The sequence below is a fragment of the Sorangium sp. So ce296 genome, from assembly GCF_051529605.1.
In the GTDB taxonomy this organism is placed as follows: domain Bacteria; phylum Myxococcota_A; class Polyangia; order Polyangiales; family Polyangiaceae; genus Sorangium; species Sorangium cellulosum_D.
Genome location: NZ_CP150325.1, coordinates 129,306 through 138,973, shown reverse-complemented (window position 1 = coordinate 138,973; position 9,668 = coordinate 129,306). Strand labels below are relative to the sequence as shown.

Sequence of the window (9,668 nt, the reverse complement as noted above, 5' to 3'; positions counted from 1 at the left end):
CCGAGTCAAGCGTTGTTCTGGAGTCGATACCCTTCCCGATGCTGAGCTCAAGGCATTCATCAGGGTGTCTGCGCCGCCCACTCCAGCGCGAGCAGCTCGGCCTGATCCAGCACCTTCTTGACCGCATCGTCCGTCTTGTCCGGCGGATACCCGTGCTTCTTCAGCCTGCGGCGCACGAGGGTGCGGAGCTTCGCCCGCACCGTCTCCTTCACGGCCCAGTCGATCGTCACCGAGTTGCGGATGGTCTCGGTCAGCTCGCGGGCGATCTGCGCGAGCACCGCGTCGCCGAGCACCTGCACGGCCGAGTCGTTCGCCCCGAGGGCGTCGTAGAAGGCCAGCTCCGCGTCGTTGAGCTTCAGGTCCTCGCCGCGCTTCTGCGCGACCTTCACGTCCCTGGCCATCCGGATCAGCTCCTCGATGACCCTGGTGCTCGGCCTCCCCGCCCTCGGCCGCCCCCTCTTCCTGGCCGACGATCTCCCGTCGCTCGCGCGCCTCTCCCCGGCGGCGCTGGCGGAGCGCGCCGAGGTGGCCCTCCAGGCGGCGACCCGCCTCGCGGCCGCCTTCGAGCTCGGCCGGCGGCTGCACGCCGCGCGCATGCGCCGGCCCAAGCGCCTGCGGCGCCCGCGCGACGTCGCCCGCTTCTTCCACGCGACGCTCGCGCCCCTCGTCCACGAGGAGGTCTGGATCGCGGCGCTCGACGCCCACGATCGCGTCCGCGGCGCGCGCATGGTCTGCCGCGGCGGCCTCCTGAGCGGATCCCTGCGCGCCGCCGATGTCCTGCGCGCCGCCCTCGAGCTGGGCGCCGTCGCGTTCGTGATGGCCCACAACCACCCGAGCGGCGACCCCGCGCCGTCCGAGGACGACGTGGAGCTGACCCATGCGATCGAGCACGCCGCCCACCTGATCGGCGTCCCCCTCCAGGACCACGTCATCGTGACGCCCGCCGGCCGCTTCGCCTCCGTCTTCCGGGCTGCGTCCTCCCGCTAACCCGTCCGGATCTCGGCAGCCGCAGATTCACCGCCGCCGGATCTGTACGTCGAGAATGGCGCGATCACCATCACGAGAACGTCGCCCCCTACGAAAGCACTCTTTCGACGGGTCCTCCCCAGGCCGGACAGCGCGCCTCCAGCTCCCCTCCTGGCCAGATCGGTGCCAACCCGGCTATCTCCTCAACATCTCTCATTCTTCTCACCCATCTCTTTCCCCGCGCGTCCCTTGCGCGCCCCGACGCACGGCAGGAATTCGACACCCGAGCTTCTTCTATAACCTATCTTCCCATCCACTTCGCTCTGGACACCTCTCTTCGCGTCATGAATAAACGACGCCGGCCCGTCCGGCATAGCAGCGCAATCCCGCGCTCCTGCACGGACGAGGGTGATCTCATGAGCAAATACACCGCTTCTGAAGTTGTCCAGGTCCCCCGGTTCACCGCGGTCGGGGCCATGGCGCTGGGCGAGCAGCTCGTCACGGTGGCGAAGCCCGTGAAGAGGCAGCTCGCGAAGGGCATCGCGCGGGCGCTCGTCGCGCTCTCGTCGAGCCACGCCGCGCTCGCGTCGGCGCTGCGCGATCAGGTGTCGCTCTCCGAGGGAGGGGAGGCGAGCGAGGATACGGTCCAGTGCGACCGTGTCCTCGACGGGTGCTGGAGCGGTCTCCACGACTTCCTGACCGCGTTCACCAAGCTGCCGCCGGGCGCGCCCGAGGCCGCGGAGGCGAGCTCGCTCAAGGCGGCGATCTTCACCGGAGGCCTCAAGTTCCTTCAGCTCACGTACCTCCTCGAATGGTCCGAGAGCGAGCTCCGGTTGCAGCGGATCCGCAAGAACGGCCTCGACGCGCGCATCGAGGCGCTCGGCGGCAAGCGCTTCCTCGCCGCCCTCGAGGCCGCGCACGCCGCGTACGGCAAGGCGCTCGGCGTCACGGCGCCCGCGGCCGCGGCCGCGGCGGCGCCGCCGAGCGTGCGCGAGGCGCTCGACGCCTTCACCGAGGCGCTGCGCGCGTACGTGATCAAGGTGATGGGCGCGGTGGAGCCCGACGAGCCGGAGACGCAGGAGCTCGCCGACAAGCTGCTCGCGCCGCTCGCGGGCTGGAGCGTCGGGCCGACCGGCCGGGGCGCGCGGAAGAACGGCAAGCCCGAGGACGAGGCGACAGCGCCGCCTCCGGCCGACGCGCCGACCGCCGCGCCGGTGCCCGCCGACCTCTGAGGCGGGCTCGCGCCGCGCGCGCCCGCTGGCGGCGCTCCGACCTCCCCGTCGATTCGTCCTCCACCCGTCACCGCCCGCCCGGAGAGCATGCCCCCGGCATCCGCCGATGGCGTCCTCCGGGGTCGCGCGGCGAGCATCCCGGCGCCCGGTCCCGTTCTCCTCTGCCCGCCGCGAGCGCCCAGCGCCTCGTGACGGGGCGAGCCGCGCTCGTGGCGGAGCGAGCCCCCGACGCCCCGTGCGACCTGTGCCAAGCCGCCTTGGCATGTGCCACGTGGGGGGGGTCCGGCACCGGCACAAACGCAATGCATTGCGACACACCGGGGTCCGGACCCCTCGAGATCGCTCCGCGGAGCGTCTTTCTGGGCAGGATTGTGCCAGAAAACGCGTTTCAAACCGAAATTCTGTGCCAGAATCCCCGCAAAACCGCGAGATCTTGTGCCAGAAGGGGGTCCGGACCCCTCCGAAGCGCAAAGCAGAGCGTTCGAACGGGGTCGGAAGCCCTCCGAAGCGCAAAGCAGAGCGCACCGGCGGGGTCGGAACCGCTCTGGAGCGCACCACAGAGGTTAGTGCTCGATGTTGGGTGGTGGGGTTGCTCGGGGCGCGCCCTTCGTTCTTGGCGATGGTCGCGATGGCCTCGGCCAACGGGACGAGCTCGACGACTTCACCCTGCCCTGAGCCCACGCGCGCTGGTTCATGCGGCCCTGGCATGCCGCTGGCAACAAAGTCCCGCGCGCGACGGAATGCGTCGCGTGGAGGTGGACCGTGCACATCGGGATCACCCTGGCCGTGGCCGCGCTCATGGGAGCGCCGGCCTGCGGAGCAGCGGACGAACCGAGCGCGGCGGGAGAGGAGGAGGCCGGCCTTTCGACGCGCCACTTCGAGCTGAGCCTCGACCCGGAGGAGCCCGCGATCCCGCAGATCGTGGCGGCCGGGCGGCACGAGCTCGCCGCGGCGTGCGCCGACTGTCCCGAAGCGGCGATCCGCATCTTCGACCCGCTCGACCCGGGAGCCTACGCGGACGTGCCCTGCGCCTCGGTGCTCGATGACGCCGCGGCGCAGGAGGAGAACGCCATGCCCGTCTCCGATGGCGACGAGCCGACCGGAGACGTCCAGCAGGCCATCGGCCCGATCAGCCTCCTGATGTGCGGCCTTTACGCTGGCGGCTCTCTCTTGACGTTGCGCTACGCGGTGTGTCCGCGGGCCAGGACCGCGAGGGCGCGTCAGCAGTGCGACGACACCGGGCTCTGGGGCGGAGTCGCCATGGGCCTCCTGTGCGCCGTCCCGTTGTAGCGGAGCGGTCATGATTGTCCCCCAGCCGCTAAGGACGATCGGCATCGTGGTCTGTGGCGTCGCGCTCGGAGCCCCGGCCGTTGTTTGCCACGACGCACATTCTCCCTCGCTAGGGAGGATCGTAGACGTCGTGCGGACGCTCTTCCCGCTCTGGATCTACCTGATCGTGCAACTCAGCATGGATGAAGGTCGGGTCCGCGAGCGGCGCGCCCGTGGGGTGCCCGACTCCGACTAGGCACCCGGCCCGCTGACGACGCGGCGAGCTCGCCGGCCCACGAGTCGCCGGACGGCGCTCGCGCGGGGGAGCGCACGCACACCCCAGACGCTCTGATGGAGAAACATCGCCTGGGAGCGTTTGGTCCTACCGGTGACGAGCCTCCGCCGGCGTGTCCGTCGAGAGCTCGGAGCTGGCACTGATCAGCTTGAAACGCCGGAGAATGAAGAGATTCGAACCACGGAGGCACAGAGAGCACAGAGGGGAGACAAGAAATGGGCATCGCGACGGCGCGCGCGGTGCTCGTCCCTCGGAATGCTGTTGACGGTGAACCGCTGGATGGAGAAGCTCGCACCATGCGTAGCGCGCTGATCGTCGGTGACCTCCAGGTCGGGATCCTGAACAATTACCCGTTCGCGAAGGCCGTGGTGCCGCCGGTCACCGAGCTGCTGCCGCGAGCCCGCGCAGCCGGGGTGCTGGTGGTGTTCGTGCGTACCGCGTTTCGGGCCAACGGCGCGGACCTGGCGGGTGAGGTCTTCGCGGCCTTCCACCGGGCCGGTGACCTGTTCCACGAGGGCTCGCCGGGTACGGAGGTCGCGCTGGAGGTCACCGCGGACGACATCGTCGTGCTCAAGCGGCGCACGAGCGCGTTCGCAGGAACGGATCTCGATCTGGTGCTCCGCGCCCGCGGCGTGGACTCGCTCGCGCTCACGGGCGTCGCGACGAGCGCCATGGTCGCGGCCACGTTCTACGACGCGTCGGACCGGGGCTACGGGCTGACCGTGCTCCGCGACGGGTGCGCCGACCCGGACCCGGCGGTGCACGAGCTCCTCGTCAACACCGTCTTTCGCGGCAGGGGCGCGGAAATCGTCACGTGCGCGGAGTGGCCAGCGCGCGGCGCGCGCACGGCGCCCCGTTGAACGGCTCGATCCGACCCCGATCCACTTGGCCGACCGATGGGCGGCCGAGGCTCCCCGCATGTCAGGCCACGAGGTCGCGGTGGCGACCCGACGTCGCGCAGGGCCGCTCGCCGCGCGCTCGCCGCGCTCTCGTCGAGCCACGGCGAGCTCGCGTCGGCGCTGCGGGCGCCGGTGTCGCTCTGCGTTCGCTCTGCGAAGGAGGAGGGGAGCGCGGATGCCGCGGCGCCCCACCGAGGCGTACGGCGCCAGGCGCTCAGCCCGCCAGCACGTCCCGGATCCGCGGCGCGAACTCCATCCAGTGGGACCGCACCGACTGGATGAGCTGTTCGCGGTAGGGGGCGAGATCGTTCCAGTAATCCCCTGTCGCGGTCTCGTAGCGGTAGGCGGGCCACCAGGCGCTGGAGGTGAGCCTGTGCTGCTTGAGGATGCCGGCCTCTCCGAAGGCCGCGCGGAGCTTCCTCGACAGCTCCTTGCCGCCGGCGATGTCGATATCCACCCATACGCCCGTGAACGCGCAAGCAGGAGAGGTGGTGAAGTTCAGGCGCCTCGACTTGTTCCATTCCAGGCCGACCCCGACCCTGGGGGCGACGTCGACGCCGGGGACGAGCCCGGCCTGGCTCGACGGGAACCATCCTGGCAAGACCAGCAGGATCTTCGGCCAGTCCTCGTCGTCCTCCAGGAACTTGTAGACGTCGACATCTGGAGAGAGCTCGGAGGCGAGCTCGGCGATCCCATCCGCGCACGAGCATAGAAACGCGTGCGCGAGGTCGGCGACGGACTCGCCGATGGCGGCCCACTCCTCGATGAGCGGCTGATTCCGGAGGTAGAATACGGCACGCGGATCGTCGATGCGGTTCATCGGAACTCCCTCTCCAAGGTGGCGAGATAGTTGGAGGCGGCCTCGCGCCCATGCGCCGTCGCGCCCTTGCCCGGCGCCGAGGCGATCGCGTCGCGGAGCATCGCCGCGATGTCGGCGTAGCTCATCGGCGTGAACGCCTCCCGCGCGGGGCCCGTGGCTGTCACGGGCGCTCGTCCGGACGGCGACAGGAAGACGAACAGCGCGCCTGGCTCTCGACAGAAGCTCTCGTAAAGGCGATCGCATCGCAGGGGCTGCTCACGGGCATCGACCTTGTTCTCGATCACGAGGAAGAGCCCAGGCCCAGCGACGACGACATCGGCGCGGGCGTCGCCCTTGCTCACGTCGAGCGCGGGCCGGGCGCGGTTCAGCGCGGCCCTCGGCGGATCGGCCGCGCAGCGGCGGAGCAACGCCTCGAGGAAGCCAGCGCCGAGGCCATGTCGACCCTGGGGATCGAGCAGCCATGCCAACAGCGCGGAGTGATACCGCTCCTGCCGGCTCTGCCCGAGGATGCTCAGGAGATCGTCCGGCCCGCCGGCCCAGCGGCCACCCCTCACGAGCTCCTCTTGCTCGGCGCGGAGCTCGGCGAGCTTCGCCTCCCACGCGGCGACCTGCGCCACGCGGTTCTCCCGCTCCCGTGCCACGATGGCGCGCCATTCCGCGGCGAGGCCGGCGAGCTGGGGCTCGTCTGCTTCAGGCGCTGACGCGGAGATTGTCATCTAACTCGCTCCTCCTCGCTGTGCTCTCCATGGGCCGCTGGACGGCCTCATGGTTGGGTGGCCATGGTGGACGGCGGCCGTTCGGCCTCCGGTGAGGGCAGGTTACGCCCGCGCCGAATCAACAATCAACACCGAGCCTTTGCGTAATTCTGCACAGACGCTGGAATTGTGAGGAGGGTGTCATCACGTGGCGGCTGCCGGACTACCTCGACGGCTGTCGCCTCGCTCGCAGGCTGCGCGCTGCGCGGGGGCCTCCCGCGCGTCACCTCGGCCAGCGTGGCGCGGCGCAGCAGGACGCCGGGATGGACGCCGAGCGCCTGCGGGACCTCGACCGCCGCTCCTCTTGGCCGAGGTTCTCCCGTCGTTTTGGCCGAGGTTCTCCCGTCGTTCGCGCGCCCCGCCCCGGTGGCGCTGGCGGAGCGCGTCAAGGTGGCGCTCCGGGGCTGGCTCCTCCCGCTGGACCGTCCAGCTCCCCGGAGCGCCGCCCCGTGCCGCCGTCAGCTCGCGCGCCGGACGGCGGGGGCGTCGCCGGATGAGGTCGCCGCCGTGCCGTCCGCGCCCACGTCGTCGCGGAGCTGGTCCGGCGCGGGCGTGTCCACGGACGCCCGCGGGGGAGGCTCCGCCAGCGACGTGTCCGCCGGCCGCTCCGCGTGGGAGCTGCCCGCGAAGCGGTGGCGCCCCCAGAGCTCCTTCAGATCGGCCGGGAGCTGGCTCTCGATGTCCGTGACCTCCTTCATGGGGATCTCGCGCTCCACGGCAGCGAAGACCGCATGGGACACCGCCCTCGCCTGGTCGGTATCGATGTGCAGGTGCTCCGCGAGCGTCTCGAGGAACTCTCGACGACCGAAGACCTCCGGATCCTCGTCGCGGTGCGTGGCGCATGGCTGGACGATCGCCTGGATCGTCGAGGGCAGGGCCGAGGCGAGGTCCCGCGCCTCTCCACCGCTCAGCCGGCGCGACAGCGTGCACAGCGCCGCGCCGACGGCCTCGGGCGCCCCCAGGTGCGGCGGCAGCGCGCCGCTCTGCTCGACCTGCCGGAAGATCTGCTCGGAGACATCATCGATCGACCGGGCGACCGCGGTCGTCGTCTTCGCCTTGCTGCCCATTCGAATGCTCCTCTCGTGCGGAAATCGTGCGGGACTCGTGCGGGACTCGTGCGGGGTGCTGCGGGAATCCTGCGAGAATGGTGCGGGAATCGTGCGAGACCGCGCGCACCGCCATGACAGGAGGCAAGCGCAGTGCCGCCCCGGGCGCTCAGCGAGAGTCCGAATTTGCCTGATCTTCTACTGCGGCCGGGCCCATCGCTCGCGCCGACCCCTCCAGCGCGAGCAGCTCGGCCTGCTTGGTGCTCTTGACGGCATGACCAACCATGGGAGAATAAATCTGGAATCTTCGAATCATCGTCGTCGGCGCAAGGGGACCGCTGCAATGGCGCATACGGGTGGCGGACCCTCTTCTCTCACACGTTCATCGATCCCCTCGTTCACCCGGCGTCCGCCCTCGTCTCGGTCGGCCTGGATGACGATTTCCGGGCTGTCGCCACATACGGGACCGCGCGTCGACACGCGAGATCGATCGATGATCCAGCCCGCGAGCGCCGGTGCGTCGGCGAGCAGCAGCGCCTCGGGAATGACGAGCTAACCGACGGGGCGCCGGCGCGGCTCCGCGGGCGGCCCGGACCGCCTCCGCCCCGAGGCTCCCCGCGGCGGCGGCTCGAGCCGGCCGGCGCCGGCGAGCCGGACGATGCTGCGGAAGCGCGGGCACTCCATGTGGCTCGGCGCGGAGCACGCCGCCGCGTGGCGCAGGCCGTCGCGCATGGCGACCAGCCGCTGGATGGTCTGGTCCAGCTCGTCGGCCTTGGCCGTCAGCCGCTCGCGCTGGATGCGCACCCGGCCGTCGGGCGCGAACATCTGCGCGATCTCGTCCAGCGAGAACCCCGCCACCTGGCCGAGGGCGATCAGCGCCAGCCGCTCCAGCACCCCGGGGGCGAACAGGCGCCGCAAGCCCCGCCGCCCGGTCGAGGCGATGAGCCCCTTCTCTTCGTAGTACCGCAGGGTCGAGGCGGGCACGCCGGAGCGCCGGGCGACCTCGGCGATGTCCAGATCCTTGTCTTTCACCCTTGACCTCAAGTCGACTTGAACTTGCAGACTACGGGGCGTGCTTGCCCATCGCAAGCGAAAGGAGACTCCGATGTCCGAAGCCGACCAGCCCAATCGCGACCAGGCCGCCCTGTGGAACGACGCCGGGGGGCCCATCTGGGTGGAGATGCAGGGAGTGCTCGACGCCATGCTGGCGCCGCTCGGGGCGCCGCTCCTCGAAGAAGCCTTCCCCGGCGAGGGCGGCCGTGTGCTCGACGTCGGCTGCGGCGCGGGCGCCACGGCCCTCGCGATGGCGCGGCGCCTCGGGCCGGCGGGCCGCTGTCTCGGCGTCGATATCTCAGGGCCGCTCGTGGCGGCCGCCAGGGCGCGCGCCGCCGCCGAGGGCCTGGCTTCCGCCGCCTTCGTCCAGGCCGACGCGCAGACGCATCGCTTCGAGCCCGGCGAGTTCGACGCGGTGATCTCGCGCTTCGGCGTGATGTTCTTCGCCGATCCCGCCGCGGCGTTCGCCAACCTCCGGCGCGCCGCGCGGCGCGACGCCAGGCTCTCGTTCGTGGCCTGGCGCAGCCCGGCCGAGAACCCGTTCATGACCGAGGCCGCCCGCGCCGCCGCGCCGCTGCTGCCCAACCTGCCCACCCCGGGCCCCGACGCGCCAGGCCCGTTCGCCTTCGCGGACAGCGACCGCGTGCAGCGCATCCTGGACGTGAGCGGCTGGACCGACGTCGCCATTCGCCCGCTCGACGTGCCCACCGGCGTCGCGGAGAAAGACCTGCTCACCTATGTCATCAAGCTCGGACCGGTGGGCCTCGCGCTGCGGGACGCGGACGAGCCGACGCGCGCCCGGACGGCCGAGGTGGTTCGCGCCGCCTTCGAGCCGTACGTCCGCGATGGCGCGGCGCGCTTCACCGCGGCCTGCTGGCTCGTGAGCGCGCGCGCCTGACCGCTTGAGAGGCCGATCGCGTTCATCAAGCGAGAAATCAACCGCCAAGGACGCCAAGATAGGATCTTTGCTGTCTTCCTGGCGTCCTTGGCGGTTCGATATGTTCTGCGCTTTTCAGGCGGTTTCAGCCCGCTTGTCGCTTTGGCGGGTGACCCCGCGCCGCCTGCGGGCGGAACGATCGCCGCGTGACTCTGGCCGTCGAGCCCGGGTAGGATGGTGGCATGATGTCCACAATGCGCTCCACCGTACGCTCCTGCACCAGGCTTGCTGCGCTCTTCATTCCAATTTTTCTCTGTCACTGCACAGAGCCGAGCGCGGGTGGAGACGACGCAAGCAGCGCGGGTCAGGGGGGATCCGCCTCGGGGGGAGGCGGCGGGAGCGCGACGGCCGGGAGCTCGAGCGGGGGAGGCGCGTCCGTCGCGACGAGCTCGTCGT

Annotated in this window: 9 protein-coding genes and 1 pseudogene; 5 read left to right on the top strand and 5 right to left on the bottom strand. The window is 70.9% G+C overall.

Features of this window, described 5'->3' with window-relative positions:
- Positions 1–59 precede the first annotated feature (59 nt).
- Positions 60–476, bottom strand: a pseudogene (locus WME98_RS00570) (type I restriction enzyme endonuclease domain-containing protein); the annotation flags it as partial.
- On the opposite strand from WME98_RS00570, the gene WME98_RS00565 reads away from it, so the two are divergent.
- The 4 genes from WME98_RS00565 (at position 418) to WME98_RS00550 (ending at position 4,622) form a co-directional block, all read left to right on the top strand.
- Positions 418–987 (top strand): JAB domain-containing protein, encoded by a 570-nt coding sequence (locus WME98_RS00565; protein ID WP_437949413.1) that lies wholly within the window; start codon positions 418–420, stop codon positions 985–987. The pseudogene WME98_RS00570 and the gene WME98_RS00565 sit on opposite strands and share 59 nt — an antisense overlap.
- Before the next feature lie 395 nt (positions 988–1,382).
- Positions 1,383–2,198, top strand: coding sequence for a hypothetical protein (locus WME98_RS00560; RefSeq protein ID WP_437949412.1), 816 nt, complete (start codon positions 1,383–1,385; stop codon positions 2,196–2,198).
- Positions 2,199–2,960: 762 nt separating this feature from the next.
- On the top strand, positions 2,961–3,488 hold the full coding sequence (locus WME98_RS00555; RefSeq protein WP_437949411.1) for a hypothetical protein: 528 nt from the start codon (positions 2,961–2,963) through the stop codon (positions 3,486–3,488).
- Between the two features lie 570 nt (positions 3,489–4,058).
- Positions 4,059–4,622, top strand: a complete 564-nt coding sequence (locus tag WME98_RS00550) for a cysteine hydrolase family protein (protein ID WP_061628048.1) — start codon at positions 4,059–4,061, stop codon at positions 4,620–4,622.
- A 253-nt stretch (positions 4,623–4,875) separates the two neighbouring features.
- Here the strand turns inward: WME98_RS00550 and WME98_RS00545 are convergent, their stop codons facing one another.
- From WME98_RS00545 to WME98_RS00530, 4 genes are all read right to left on the bottom strand, one after another.
- Positions 4,876–5,481, bottom strand: a complete 606-nt coding sequence (locus WME98_RS00545) for a hypothetical protein (protein ID WP_437949410.1) — start codon at positions 5,479–5,481, stop codon at positions 4,876–4,878.
- On the bottom strand, positions 5,478–6,197 hold the full coding sequence (locus tag WME98_RS00540) for a PD-(D/E)XK nuclease family protein (RefSeq protein ID WP_437949409.1): 720 nt from the start codon (positions 6,195–6,197) through the stop codon (positions 5,478–5,480). The genes WME98_RS00545 and WME98_RS00540 overlap by 4 nt, the downstream gene beginning before the upstream one ends.
- 497 nt (positions 6,198–6,694) lie before the next feature.
- Positions 6,695–7,303 carry a DUF2267 domain-containing protein gene (locus WME98_RS00535; RefSeq protein ID WP_437949408.1) on the bottom strand — a complete coding sequence of 203 codons (609 nt, stop codon included), beginning with the start codon at positions 7,301–7,303 and terminating at the stop codon, positions 6,695–6,697.
- A 531-nt stretch (positions 7,304–7,834) separates the two neighbouring features.
- The gene (locus tag WME98_RS00530) at positions 7,835–8,314 is read right to left on the bottom strand and encodes a helix-turn-helix domain-containing protein (RefSeq protein WP_061628044.1); all 480 of its coding nucleotides are present in this window, start codon (positions 8,312–8,314) and stop codon (positions 7,835–7,837) included.
- 73 nt (positions 8,315–8,387) lie between these two features.
- Between WME98_RS00530 and WME98_RS00525 the strand changes: the two genes are divergently transcribed.
- Positions 8,388–9,233 (top strand): class I SAM-dependent methyltransferase, encoded by an 846-nt coding sequence (locus tag WME98_RS00525; protein ID WP_437949407.1) that lies wholly within the window; start codon positions 8,388–8,390, stop codon positions 9,231–9,233.
- The last annotated feature ends 435 nt before the right edge of the window (positions 9,234–9,668 follow it).